Annotated in this window: 7 protein-coding genes; 6 read left to right on the top strand and 1 reads right to left on the bottom strand. The window is 68.9% G+C overall.

The window, feature by feature from the left end:
- Together KDM41_14465 and KDM41_14460 are read left to right on the top strand one after the other, a co-directional pair.
- Nucleotides 1–3,058, top strand: a 3,058-nt coding sequence (locus tag KDM41_14465; protein MCB1184630.1) for a DNA-directed RNA polymerase subunit beta', incomplete at its 5' end; no start/stop codon positions are given.
- A gap of 211 nt (nucleotides 3,059–3,269) precedes the next feature.
- The gene (locus KDM41_14460; protein MCB1184629.1) at nucleotides 3,270–6,824 is read left to right on the top strand and encodes a T9SS type A sorting domain-containing protein; all 3,555 of its coding nucleotides are present in this window, start codon (nucleotides 3,270–3,272) and stop codon (nucleotides 6,822–6,824) included.
- A gap of 98 nt (nucleotides 6,825–6,922) precedes the next feature.
- Here KDM41_14460 and KDM41_14455 read toward each other — a convergent pair whose 3' ends face one another.
- Nucleotides 6,923–8,581, bottom strand: coding sequence for a hypothetical protein (locus KDM41_14455; GenBank protein MCB1184628.1), 1,659 nt, complete (start codon nucleotides 8,579–8,581; stop codon nucleotides 6,923–6,925).
- 330 nt (nucleotides 8,582–8,911) lie between these two features.
- On the opposite strand from KDM41_14455, the gene rpsL reads away from it, so the two are divergent.
- The 4 genes from rpsL to tuf form a co-directional block, all read left to right on the top strand.
- On the top strand, nucleotides 8,912–9,286 hold the full coding sequence (gene rpsL, locus KDM41_14450; protein MCB1184627.1) for a 30S ribosomal protein S12: 375 nt from the start codon (nucleotides 8,912–8,914) through the stop codon (nucleotides 9,284–9,286).
- A gap of 148 nt (nucleotides 9,287–9,434) precedes the next feature.
- The gene (gene rpsG / locus KDM41_14445; protein ID MCB1184626.1) at nucleotides 9,435–9,905 is read left to right on the top strand and encodes a 30S ribosomal protein S7; all 471 of its coding nucleotides are present in this window, start codon (nucleotides 9,435–9,437) and stop codon (nucleotides 9,903–9,905) included.
- A 260-nt stretch (nucleotides 9,906–10,165) separates the two neighbouring features.
- Complete coding sequence (fusA, locus tag KDM41_14440) at nucleotides 10,166–12,247, top strand: elongation factor G (GenBank protein ID MCB1184625.1); 2,082 nt, start codon at nucleotides 10,166–10,168, stop codon at nucleotides 12,245–12,247.
- A 35-nt stretch (nucleotides 12,248–12,282) separates the two neighbouring features.
- Nucleotides 12,283–12,475: elongation factor Tu (gene tuf / locus KDM41_14435; GenBank protein MCB1184624.1), on the top strand; the 193-nt coding region annotated here is incomplete at its 3' end.

Here is a 12,475-nt window from a genome sequence, read left to right as displayed (position 1 = left end):
CGAGCTGTTCAAGCCGTTCATCATCCGCAAGCTGGAGGAGAAGGGCTACGTCCAGACCGTCAAGAGCGCCAAGAAGCTCGTCGAGCAGGAGCGCCCCGAGGTCTGGGACATCCTCGAGGAGATCATCAAGGACCACCCGGTGCTGCTGAACCGCGCCCCGACCCTGCACCGTCTCGGCATCCAGGCCTTCGAGCCGGTGCTGATCGAGGGCAAGGCCATCCGCATCCATCCGCTGGTCTGCACCGCCTTCAACGCCGACTTCGACGGCGACCAGATGGCCGTGCACGTGCCCCTCGGCTACGAGGCCCAGCTCGAGGCGCGTCTGCTGATGCTCTCGCCGCTGAACATCCTCTCGCCGGCCAGCGGCGAGCCGGTGGCGTCGCCCAGCCAGGACATGGTGCTCGGCTGCTACTACCTCACGCTCGACCGTCCCGGCGCGAAGGGCGAGGGCAAGGGCTTCGCCGACGTGGCCGACGCCCACGCGGCCTACGAGGCCGGCATCATCGACAAGCACGCCCTGGTGAAGATCCGCTTCGGCGGCGACCTCGGCACCCTCGAGACGACCATCGGCCGGGTGCTCTTCAACGAGATCCTCGCGGACGAGATGGGCTACGTGAACAAGGCCCTGAACAAGAAGGACCTCTCGCGGATCGTCGCCGACGTGCACGCCAAGCTCGGCATGACGGCGTGCATGGACTTCCTGGATCGCCTCAAGGAGCTGGGTTTCCACCACGCCACCGAAGGCGGCATCTCGATCGGGATCGACGACATCATCATCCCGCCCGAGAAGGTCGACATCATCAAGGCGGCGCAGAAGGTCGTCGACGGCTACGTGCGCGACCACCGCGACGGCGTCATCACCAACCGCGAGCGCTACAACAAGGTGATCGACAAGTGGACCCAGGTGACCAACGAGGTCCGGGACCGCATGTTCGAGCACCTCAGCGCCGACGACCAGGGCTTCAACCCGGTGTACATGATGAACGCCTCGGGCGCCCGTGGCTCGGCCGACCAGATCAAGCAGCTGGCCGGCATGCGCGGGCTGATGGCCAAGCCCCAGAAGAAGATCACCGGTGGCTTCGGCGAGATCATCGAGCAGCCGATCATCGCGAACTTCCGCGAGGGCCTGACCATGCTCGAGTACTTCATCTCGACGCACGGCGCCCGCAAGGGTCTGGCCGACACCGCCCTCAAGACGGCCGACGCCGGTTACCTGACCCGCCGCCTCGTCGACGTGGCCCAGGACATCGTCGTCACCGAGCACGACTGCGGCACCCTGCGCGGTGTCGAGATCGAGGCGCTCAAGGAGGGCGAGAAGACCATCGAGTCCCTCAGCGAGCGCGTCATCGGCCGCGCCTCGGCCGAGGACGTCATCGACGGCAACGGCTCGGTCATCGCCGAGGCCGGCTCGGTCATCGACCGCGAGCTGGCCATGAAGATCGAGGACTCCGGCGTGCAGAGCGTGCTGATGCGCTCGGTGCTCTCCTGCGAGAGCCGCCGCGGCATCTGCGCCCTGTGCTACGGCTACAACCTGTCCGAGCACAAGCTGGTCGACATCGGCGAGCCGGTCGGCGTCATGGCCGCCCAGTCCATCGGCGAGCCGGGCACGCAGCTCACGCTGCGGACGTTCCACATCGGTGGTACGGCCAGCCGCATCGTCGAGCAGACCGTCAAGAAGGCCGCGGCCACGGGCAAGATCGTCTTCAACAAGGACGTCAACCTGGTCCGGAACGCGGACAAGGAGATGGTCTCGATCGGCCGCAAGGGCGAGCTGAGCCTGATCCTCGATTCCGGCATCACCCGCTCGCAGATGACGCTGCCCTACGGCGCCATCGTGATGGTGAAGGACGGCGCCAAGGTGAAGGCCGGCGATCCCATCTTCGAGTGGGACCCGTTCGCCGACTTCATCCTCGCCGAGGACAACGGCATCGTGGCCTTCAGCGGCATCATCGAGGGCCTGACCCTCAGCGTCGACCTCGACGAGAAGACGAAGATGAAGCAGCCGGTCATCGTCGAGAGCGCGGACAAGAGCGTGCACCCGGCGATCCAGATCATGAACGCCAAGACCGGCAAGAAGATGGCCGAGTACATCCTGCCCACGGGCGCCTTCCTGCTCGTCAGCGACGGCGACAAGGTCGCCGGCGGCACGCAGTTGGCGAAGATCCCGCGCGAGGTCTCCCAGTCGGGCGACATCACCGGCGGTCTGCCCCGCGTGGCCGAGCTCTTCGAGGCCCGCAAGCCCCGCGACACCGCGACGGTCACCGAGATCGACGGCGTCGTCGAGTTCCGCGGCACCACGCGCGGCCAGCGCAAGGTGGCCGTGGTGGGCGAGGGCGGCGTGGAGAAGGAGTACACCATCCCGCACGGCAAGCACGTCCGCACCTACGAGGGCGAGCACGTGCTGGCCGGCGACCGCCTCACCGAGGGCCCGATCAACCCCATGGACATCCTGGCCATCAAGGGTGTCGGCGAGGTGCAGCGGTACCTGGTGAACGCGGTGCAGGAGGTCTACCGTCTGCAGGGCGTGAAGATCAACGACAAGCACATCGAGATCATCGTGTCCCGCATGCTGCGCAAGGTCATGATCCTCAACCCCGGCGACACGCCGTTCCTCGAGGACGAGCAGGTCACCAAGCAGGAGGTCGAGGAGATCAACCGGAAGATCCTCCGCAAGAACATGGAGCTGCGCGCCAAGGGCGAGCCCGAGCTCGAGCCGGCGACCTTCGAGCCGCTGCTGCTGGGCATCACCAAGGCCAGCCTGACGACCGACAGCTTCATCTCGGCGGCCTCCTTCCAGGAGACCACCCGCGTGCTGACCGACGCGGCCACCCGGAGCAAGCGCGACGAGCTGCGCAGCCTCAAGGAGAACGTGATCATGGGTCACCTCATCTCCGCGGGCACCGGGTTGTCCGAGTTCAAGCACCTAGCGGTGGAGGAGCCGGCCGAGGAGGACGACCGGATCATCCAGGGCATCCACGACCACGAGCTCGCGGCGGTCGCCGCGGCCGAGCTCGCGGCCGAGATGGAGGCCGAGGCGGAGGCCGCGGGCGGCGAATAGCCCCGGCCGACGCGCGCACACGACGGCCCCGCTCCTGCCGGAGCGGGGCCGTTTCGTGTCCGTCGCAGTTGATTCCGACTCTCATTCCCGCCCGCCCCCTTGTCTTTTCTGATGAAATGTCGGATCATTGTAGGGTTCGCCCACTATTCCGCGCCGCCGCCCTTCCCTGGGGGGCGCAGTTTCCGCCGCTTGCCGGCAGCGAGGGAGACCCATGAAGAAGATTTTCGCGATCGTGGCCATGGCTGTCGTGGCGACGGTGGTTCTCGTCGTGCTGACCATTCGCGAGGACGTGTCCGCGCCCGCCACCGCGTCCGCCGCCGACCGCACCGGGACCGCCTGGTACCAGGGCGAACGCGCCCGCCTCGCCACGGCGCTGGCCCACGCCGGGCCCGGCTCCGCGCGCGCGTTCAAGCTCCAGTCGAAACTCGACCGGCTCGACGGCTGGGCCGCCGGCGAGGCGCGCATGGACGCGCCCGAGGAGTTCGCCCGCATCCTGTACGAGATGAAGATTCCCGACGACCGCCAGGTCCCCGGGTACGCTCCCGGCTACCGCCAGCGGGAACTGGCCCGGGCCAAGAGCGCGGCCGGCCCCTTCGGCAAGAGCCTGGTCTGGGAGTCGCGCGGCCCCGGCAACGTGGCCGGACGCGCCCGCACCATCGTGGTCGATCCGGACGACCCGACCGGCGACACCTGGTTCATCACCAGCGTCGGCGGCGGCGTGTGGAAGACCACCGACGCCGGCGGCAGCTGGACGCAGCTCATGGACGACCAGCCCCTGCTGGCCATGCAGTGCCTGGCCATGGCCGCCTCGAACACGCAGGTGCTGTACGCCGGCACCGGCGAGAGCTACTTCAACGTCGACACCATGAACGGCAACGGGATCCTGAAGTCCGTCGACAAGGGCGCCACCTGGACGGCCCTCGCGAGCACCCAGAACGACCCGCGCTTCAACAACGTGGCGCGGATCATCGTCTCGCCCAGCGACCCGGATCTGGTCCTGGCCGCGACCACCGTGGGCCGCTACAAGTCCGACCTCTATCCGACGACGCACATCTTCCGCTCCACCGACGGCGGCGCCACCTGGGCCGCGGTCTACACCGCCACCAACAGCGGCTCCGTCGCCGGGGCGCGGGTGCAGCAGCTCCTCGCCGATCCGACCGATTTCGCGGTGCAGTACGCCACGGTGCACGAGACGGGGATCCTCAAGAGCACGGACGGGGGCCAGACCTGGAATCCGATCAACACCGGCATCACCGACTTCTCGGGCCGCTACGAGATGGCCATCTCGCCGGTGAATCCGGACTATCTCTACGTCTCGGCCGAGGGCGCGACCGGCGCCAGGCTCTGGGTGAGCTGGAATGCCGGCGCCTCGTGGACCGCCATGTCCCAGTCGGGTTCGACCAACTGGCTCGGCGGCCAGGGTTGGTACGACAACGCCATCGTGTGCCACCCGACCGACCCCACGGTCGTCTACGTGGGCGGGCCGCAGCTGTACGAGATCGACATCAACGCCGTCGGGGGCGGCAGCTTCTCGGTCACGGCCCTGGCCAGCTACAGCTTCCCGCACCCGGACCACCATTGGCTCGAGATCGTCGCGCCGTCCGGCGGCGGCTGGTACCTGCTGGGCACCAACGACGGCGGCGTCACGCGCACGTCGTCCGGGGTCGGCGGCTTCACCATGCCCATCAACGGCATGGTGACCACCCAGTTCTACGGCGCGACCAAGCGCCCGGGCGCCAGCGCCTACATCGGCGGCATGCAGGACAACGGCACCTGGCAGTCGCCCGTCGATCCGGTCGCCACCGACCTGTGGGACTTCCGCATCGGCGGCGACGGCTACGAGACGGCGTGGCACTTCAACGATCCGCAGAAGATCATGGGCGGCTACCAGTACAACGGGCTGCAGCGCTCCCTCGACGGCGGCGCCACCTGGAGCTCGGCCACCAGCGGCCTGTCCGACACCGGCAGCGGTGCCGCGCCGTTCATCACCAAGATCGCCAGCAGCTGGCGGCAGCCCGACCGCGTCTTCGCCGTGGGGGCGCAGGGCGTGTGGCGCTCGACGAACTTCGGGGCCAGCTGGTCCCTGTCGCCGGTCACGCCCGGCGAGTGGGGCACCCTCAGCTCGTTCCTCGACGTGCGCGTGTCCGACGCCGACCCCGACGTGATCTGGGCCGGCTCCACCATGGGCAGCGGCGGCGACATCATGGTCTCGACCGACGGCGGCCTGACCTTCAATCCGAGCGCCGACTACACCACCGCGACGGTGGGGCGCATCTCGGGCCTGGCCACCCACCCGACCGAGCCGAACACGGCCTACGTGCTGTTCTCCTTCGCCGAGCGGCCGAAGATCATCAAGACCACCGACGGCGGCAGCAACTGGACCGACATCTCCGGCTTCGGCGCCGGCAGCGTGAGCGGCAACGGCTTCCCCGACGTGGCGGTGTACGACCTGCTGGTGTGGCCCAACGATCCCCAGAAGATCTGGGTCGGCACCGAAATCGGCCTCGTCGAGTCCCTCGACGGCGGCGCCACCTGGGCCCTGGCCGACAACGGCCTACCGGCGGTCGGCATCTGGCAGCTGAAGGCCGTCGAGGACGAGATCGTCGTCGCGACCCACGGCCGCGGCGTGTGGACGACCACCGATCCGGCCCTCGTCGACGGTCAGGTCTTCGATCCGCTCTTCGAGAACATGGTGCAGGTGCCGGGCGGCGACCTGCAGCTCGAGTTCAACCTGCGTTCGGCCTACGACTCGACCCAGGTCTGGATCGACGGCGCCGTGGTCACGACCTACGGGCCCAACACGCCGCTGCAGACGGAGCTGTTCGCGGTGCCGGTGCTCAGCGGCGGCCTCAAGACCGCCTACGCCGTGTCCTACGTCGGCGGCCTGACCTACACTTCGGCGACGCGGCAGGCGGACACCTTCGTGCTCGCGGCGCCGGTCTGGGCCTACGCCAACGATCTCGACGACGGCGGCAACCTGCCGGTGGTGAACGACGGCTGGGTGTGGACGACCCCGTCGGGCTTCGGCAATCCCGCCTACCACACGCCGCACGACTATGCCGACGGGGCGGTCTACACCCTGAGCCTGATGGTCCCCATCAAGGTGGCCGAGATCTCGACGCTGACCTTCGACGAGATCGCCATCGTGGAGCCCGGCGAGCCGGGCTCGGTGTTCGGCGACAGCGACTTCTGGGACTACGTCGTGGTGGAGGGCACCGCTGACGGCACCAACTGGGTGCCTCTGGCGCCGGGCTGGGACGCCCGCGACGACGCGGCCTGGCTCACCGCCTTCGCCGGCAACCAGGCCGGCACGTCGGCCCTGTGGCGCAACCGCACCATCGAACTGAGGGACACCTTCGCCGCGGGCGAGGTCGTGCTGCTGCGTTGGCGCCTGGTGGCCGACCAGTCGGTGAACGGCTGGGGCTGGGCCGTGGACAGCATCAAGGTCACGCCCTCGACGACGGCCTCCGGCGTCGGCGACACGCCGCGGGCCGTGGTCCTCGACCAGAACTACCCGAACCCCTTCAACCCGAGCACGACGATCCGCTTCGACCTGCCCCGCGGCGGCGACGTGAAGCTGGCCGTGTACGACGCGCGGGGTCGCCTGGTGCGTCGTCTCGTGGACGGGCGCCTGGGGGCGGGCCCGCAGGCCGTGCTGTGGGACGGGACCGACGAGGGCGGTCGCGACGCCGCCTCGGGCGTGTACCTGTACCGCCTCGAGGCGGGCGACATCGTCCAGCAGCGGAAGATGACCCTGATCAAGTAGCCCGGTGCGCCATCCGGCAGCGGCCGGCCATCAGCGAGGCGGCGGTCCTGGTGGGGCCGCCGCCTTTTTCGCGCCGGGCGGCGTCCCCGGCCGCAGGTTCAGTCGCCTTCCTGCACCCTCCGCTCGAGGGTGGCCAGGATGGCGAGCAGATCGCGATCGACGTGCGGTTCGCCCGGGTCGGCCCGCAGGTGACGCCGGAAGGCGGCGGCGCCCCGCGTGAAGAGGGGCACCGGCACGTCGAACCCGGCCGGGTCGGCGTGATAGAGGTCGGCCGCGAGACCGAGGGCGCGGAATCGCAACAGGTGGGCCCGGGCCCGGCCGGGCTGGTCGACGACCAGGTCGAGGATGGCCGCGTAGGCCAGGGCCTGGGTGGCGGGGCCCCAGCGCTCGAAGCCGTCGGGCGTCTCGCACAGCACCCACGCGTCGGCGGGCAGATCGGCCAGGGAGTTCCACCAGGCCGAACGGCGGGGGGCACCCAGCACCAGATCGACGCCCCGCGTGCCTTCCATGGCCCGCCAGGCCGGTGACGGCTGCACGTGATCGCGCCCGCGGCGGGCCGCCTCGGCCACCCGGGGCCCGCTGAGGGCCGGCTGGTAGATCACCACGGGCCCGGGGCCCGCCGGGGCCAGGGCGGCGGCCGTCAGGCGCGACCAGCTCGCCGCGTTGACCACCGGATCGGCCGGTCGACCGTCCTCGCGCGGCCGGATGCAGCGCTGCGCGGTGTTGAAGACGCCCAGGGCGACCAGGCCCCCGACGACGAGGGCCGTCACCGGCCGCCGGGCGAAGGGGACCCGCGGGGCCGCCGCCCCGAGCGTCGTCGCCAGGGCGGCGGCCGCGATCGTGGCGAGGTAGGGGTGGGTCTGCTGCACCAGGGGCAGGGCCGGCGCCAGGCTGATCAGGGCGGCGACCAGGGCGGTGGCCGGCAGCCGGTCGCCCCGGCGCCAGCGCAGCAGGCCCCAGGCGGCCCAGGCCACGAAGACGAGTCCCCCGGTGCCCGCCCGGCTCCAGTCGAAGGAAGAGCTGAAGACGGGGCCGGGGGTGGCGAGCCACCAGCCGAAGACGCCGAGGTTGCCCGCCACCATCGCCGGGCCGCCGAGACGGTAGGCGTCGCCGGGCCCGTGGGCGAAGCCGTTCAGCACGAGCCAGGCCTCGACTCCGGCCGCGAGGGCGAGAACGGCCACCAGCACGGCGTCCTCGCGGCGTCGGGTCCCGGTCGACCGCGATCCCACGGCGAGGTCCAGCCCGAAGAGCAACGGCAGGCCCAGGCCGCATTCCTTGGCGAAGATGGAGACCAGGGCCAGGGCCGCCGCCCAGCGGCGCCGGGGCCGCCACCAGGCCCACGCCGCCGCGATGGCCGCCCCCGCCCCGAGCACCGTCTGGATGCCGGAGGCCCAGAACAGGGGGGTGAACACGACGGGGGAGACGGCGAAGAGGGTTCCGGCCAGGATCCCCGCCCGATCGCGACCGGTCGCGCGAGCGGTAAGATCACCGAGAATAGCCGCCGATGCAGCAAAAATAGTGAGCCTGGCTGCCGTATGGAGTGGCACGCTCAGGCCGAACAGTGGCCATGTCGCCGACCACCACAGGTCCTGGCTCAGCCAGCGGACTGCCGGGCCGGTCCGCTCGAGATGGTCGGCCGCCCGGGCGAGTTGGCCCCAGTCGTCCAGGCACCACCAGGTCCGGAAGACCGGCAGGTGGGCCAGCACGGCGGCGCCGGCGATCACGAGGCTGCGCAGGGTGGGGGGCGACGGCTTCATGGGCCGGATGGTAGGGCCTCCGGGAGACCCCGTCCAGCCCGACCCGGGCCGGACCCGAATCGCCGCCAAACCCCGCCGCAGCACCCGATTCGGGCCCTCAAAAAAATACGCCAATCCTTGACAAAGCCTTGTCTCCCGGTTAATGTTCCCGATCCACGGCCGCAGCCAGGCACCGCAAGGGTGGGGCTGCCGCTGTGTTTGATTGCGTCCAAAACGCGTAAAATCAAGAGTTTGCAGGATCCGCGCCGCCGCCCAGAATGGCTGCTCCCGGAAGGGTGCGCCCCGGTGGTCGAATCCTTGGATTCGGTGACACCCAGGAGAAGAAGTCCATTGCCTACGCTCAGCCAGTTGGTTCGCAAGGGCCGCAAGCCCCAGCTGAAGAAGAGCAAGTGTCCTGCCCTGCAGGCCTGCCCCCAGCGCAAGGGTGTGTGCACCCGCGTGTACACCCAGACGCCGAAGAAGCCGAACTCCGCCCTGCGGAAGATCGCCCGCGTGCGTCTGACCAACGGCATCGAGGTGACGGCCTACATCCCGGGTGAGGGCCACAACCTGCAGGAGCACAGCATCGTGCTCGTGCGGGGTGGTCGTGTGAAGGATCTGCCCGGCGTCCGGTACCACATCATCCGCGGTACCCAAGATGCCTCCGGCGTCGACGATCGTCGCCAGGGCCGTTCGAAGTACGGGGCGAAGCGGCCCAAGGGCTAGCGGCTCCCGGGTGCGGCGCTCCGGCGCCGGCCACCCGAACCCCATTCACCGGTCCGCGGCGCCCCGAGGGGTCCGGCGGGCCGAATGAGAAGTTCCGCCGGCTGGATTCCGGCGCCAGATTGCGGAAAGACCGCCCAGGAGAAACGAAATGTCGCGACGCAGGTCCCCCGAGAAGCGAATTCTGCCCCCGGATCCCCGGTTCGGCGATGTGATGGTGACGAAGTTCATCAACTACTGCATGAAGGGCGGCAAGCGGAGCGTCTCCGAGAAGTCTTTCTACACGGCTCTCGACATGATCAAGGAGAAGAGCGGCCAGGACGGCATCGAAGTCTTCCGCGCCGCCTTGAACAACGTCAAGCCGAGTGTCGAGGTGAAGTCCCGTCGTATCGGTGGTGCCACCTATCAGGTGCCTGTCGAGGTGCGGGCCGAGCGGCGGACCCAGTTGGCCATGCGTTGGCTGATCGGGTTCGCGCGCAGTCGTCCGGAAAACACGTTCGCGGAACGTCTGGCGGCTGAATTCATGATGGCGAGCAAAAACGAAGGACCGTCTATCAAGAAGCGCGAAGACACTCACCGCATGGCTGAAGCGAACCGCGCGTTCGCCCACTGCCGCTGGTAAGGGTCCCTCTCGTTCGCCGACAAGCGCAGCTCTAGCTTGAAGGAACGCACATCCGAATAGCCTGAATGTGCCCCGCGAAGGGAATCGCAGGGGCCAGAGGCACGGGAGACGTACTGCCCGATTCCGGTCATCCGGAAGGGTCATGTGCGCGTTGTTCGTCTGGGCTTGGGTGTCGACCGCGGAATTTTCCGGAGATCGGTCCGGAACGGCCGACGGCCGGCGGGAGCCGGCGCCCTGCCCCGCAGCATCTGGGAGAATTGGTGGCTCGCGAAGTCGCACTCGACATGGTCCGGAACATCGGGATCATGGCTCACATCGACGCGGGAAAAACCACGACGACGGAGCGGATCCTGTACTACACAGGACGAGTGCACCGACCGGGCGACGTCGACGACGGCGCCACCCAGATGGACTACATGGAGCAGGAACGCGAGCGCGGGATCACGATCCAGTCGGCCGCGACGACCTGCACCTGGCGGGGCCACCGGGTGAACATCATCGACACTCCCGGGCACGTCGACTTCACCGCCGAAGTCGAACGGAGCCTGCGGGTGCTGGATGGGGCCGTCGCGGTGTTCTGCGGGGTCGGCGGGGTCGAGCCCCAGTCCGAGACCGTGTGGCGCCAGGCCGACAAGTACGGTGTCCCCCGCATCGCGTTCATCAACAAGATGGACCGCCTGGGGGCCGACTTCGGGGCCGCTGTCCAGAGCATGGTCGACCGCCTCGGCGCGAAGCCGGTGCCGGTGACCCTGCCGATCGGGGCCGAGGATACGTTCCGCGGCGCGATCGACCTGATGAACATGAATGCCCGGTTCGAGCATGAGGACGACCTGGGCGCCACCTTCGACACCGCCACGATCCCGGAGGACCTCGCCGGGGAAGCGGAACTGGCCCGGCTCGAGATGATCGAGGCCGTGGCTGAGGTGGATGAGGAGCTGATGGAGCTCTTCCTCGCGGAGGAGGAGCCGACCCTCGAGCAGCTCGCCGCGGCCGTTCGCCGCGCGACGCTCGCGGGGGAGATCGTCCCGGTCTTCTGCGGTTCGGCGCTGAAGAACAAGGGCGTCCAGAAGCTGCTCGACGGCGTTGTCGACTTCCTGCCGTCGCCCCTCGACCGCCCCGCCATCCGCGGGACGGACAAGGACGGCGAGGGCGAGGAGACCCGGAGCCCGGGTGACGACCAGCCGTTCAGTGCCCTGGCCTTCAAGATCCTGGCCGACCCCTTCGCGGGCAGGCTGGCCTTCATGAGGGTCTACAGCGGAACGCTGCAGTCGGGCAAGACGGTGCTGAACGTCACGACGGGCAAGCGGGAGCGGATCGGCCGCCTGCTGCGGATGCACGCCGACAAGCGCGAGGACCTCGAGGAGGCGCGCACCGGCGACATCGTGGCCTGCGTCGGCTTCAAGCAGATCCGCACCGGCGACACGCTGACGGTGCAGGAGCACCCGCTGCTGCTGGAGGCCATGAGCTTCGCCGAGCCGGTCATCTACATGGCCATCGAGCCGAAGACGAAGGCCGACCAGGAGAAGCTCGGCGAGGCCCTCGCGGCCATGGCCGACGAGGATCCCAGCTTCCAGGTCCGCAAGGATCCGGACAGCGGCCAGACGGTGATCTGGGGGATGGGCGAGCTCCACCTGGAGATCATGGTGGATCGCCTGCAGCGGGAGCACCGGGTGAGCTGCAACGTGGGGCGGCCCCAGGTGGCCTACCGCGAGACGGTCACCACCGAGGTCACCGAGCGCGGCCACTTCGAGCGCGAACTGGCCGGCAAGACGAACTTCGCCGAGGTGGAGCTGACGATCGGCCCCGGCGACTACGGAACGGGCTTCACCTTCGTCAACGAGGTGAAGGGGGACAGGGTCCCGGCGGAATTCGTCCCGTTCATCGCGGAATCGGCCATGCAGGCCTGTGAAACGGGAGTGCTGGCCGGATATCCCCTCGTCGACCTGGCGGTCCGCCTGACGGGCGGCGCCTGGCGCGAAGGGGAATCGACGGAGATGGGGTTCCGGAATGCGGCGGTCAACGCCCTCTGGGACGGCGCCAAGAGGGCCGAACCCGTCCTGCTCGAGCCCGTCATGGCCGTGGAGGTCACCGTTCCGGCGGAGTTCCTCGGCGACGTGACCGGACATCTCAATTCCCTGCGCGGACGCGTGATGGGAATGGAACAGCGCAAGAACGACCAGGTGGTCAGCGCGGAGGTTCCCCTGGTCGAGATGTTCGGGTTCGCGACACCGCTTCGTTCGCTGACGCAGGGGCGAGGGGTGTTTTCGATGCAACTGTCCCGGTACGACAAGGTGCCGGAGAAGATCGCCGCAGGGATCATGCGGCTGCACGCGGGGGCCTAGACGAGGCCGCAGCACTTTTCAGGAGGTAGCCAGCAATGGCGCGCGAAAAGTTTGAACGGACTAAGGATCACGTGAACGTCGGCACGATCGGTCACGTGGATCACGGCAAGACGACCCTGACCGCGGCGATCACCGAGGTTCTCTCGAAGGTCGGTCTGGCCGACTACACGCCCTTCGACCAGATCGACAAGGCTCCCGAGGAGCGCGAGCGCGGCATCACGATCGCGA

It is taken from the genome of bacterium (assembly GCA_020440705.1).
In the GTDB taxonomy this organism is placed as follows: domain Bacteria; phylum Krumholzibacteriota; class Krumholzibacteriia; order LZORAL124-64-63; family LZORAL124-64-63; genus JAGRNP01.
Note: the sequence above shows the minus strand (reverse complement) of the source record. Positions and strands in the feature narration are given on the sequence as shown.

Coding starts and splice junctions, on each gene's coding strand:
- KDM41_14455 (MCB1184628.1), bottom strand. CDS start 8,581: ATGAAGCCGTCGCCCCCCACCCTGCGCAGCCTCGTGATCGCCGGCGCC.
- KDM41_14460 (MCB1184629.1), top strand. CDS start 3,270: ATGAAGAAGATTTTCGCGATCGTGGCCATGGCTGTCGTGGCGACGGTG.
- rpsG (MCB1184626.1), top strand. CDS start 9,435: ATGTCGCGACGCAGGTCCCCCGAGAAGCGAATTCTGCCCCCGGATCCC.